This window comes from Streptomyces sp. H27-H5 (assembly GCF_026627505.1).
In the GTDB taxonomy this organism is placed as follows: domain Bacteria; phylum Actinomycetota; class Actinomycetes; order Streptomycetales; family Streptomycetaceae; genus Streptomyces.
This window is the reverse complement of sequence record NZ_JAPNLK010000350.1, coordinates 1-698: the sequence shown is the minus strand read 5'-3', so window position 1 is coordinate 698 and position 698 is coordinate 1. Positions and strand designations below refer to the sequence as shown.

The window sequence follows — 698 nt, the reverse complement described above, 5'->3', positions numbered from 1 at the left end:
GAAAGAACCTCGGAGAACCCGCCACCGGGACGGCCACCCGGGATACCGGCCTGCCCGAATCCGGAAACCCACCACAAAAGCAATCACACCGCGTGATCAAAGATCACGCGGTGGATCGAGGCTCAGTCAGATCGATGCGATGCATCACAGCACGTTCGAATTGCTCACGGCCCGGCTCGCGCGCCGAGATGGCTTCACGATAGAGCGCGCGGGAGGCGGGGCCGGCGACCTGGGCGCCGACGTCATCGCCGTCGCCCCTGACGGCAAGACCAGAGTGGTCATCCAGTGCAAGCACGGGACGGCCAAGACCACGGTCGGCTCACCCGCCATCCAGCGGCTCAACGGCACGGCACGTCCCGTACACCGTGGCGACCGCGTACTTGCCGTCACCAATGGGACTTACTCCATCCCGGCGTTCAAATTTGCGTCCTCGCAGAGCATCGATCTCGTGGCCCGCCCGATCCTGGAGCGTTGGGCAACCTGGGGCACCCCCCTGTCCGAGATCCTCAAACTGGACGACAAGGAAAACGCGCGAAACGCTGCCTGACCGGCAAAGTGCAGCCCCCCAGGTGCTGAAGCTCCTATTGGCTGTCAAGCGGCAGTGAGCCAGTCGCGGTAGGCGCTGGCGAGGTCGTCGTCACGTCGGGTGCCGCGCTCGATGCAGGAGATGACCGCGGGCCAGACACTGAAGTGGTGGG

1 protein-coding gene is annotated in these 698 nt (G+C 65.0%); it reads left to right on the top strand.

The genetic code is table 11. From position 1 onward, the window contains the following. Positions 1-139: 139 nt before the first annotated feature. The gene (locus OTB19_RS43205) at positions 140-547 is read left to right on the top strand and encodes a restriction endonuclease (protein ID WP_267804341.1); all 408 of its coding nucleotides are present in this window, start codon (positions 140-142) and stop codon (positions 545-547) included. Positions 548-698 lie beyond the last annotated feature (151 nt).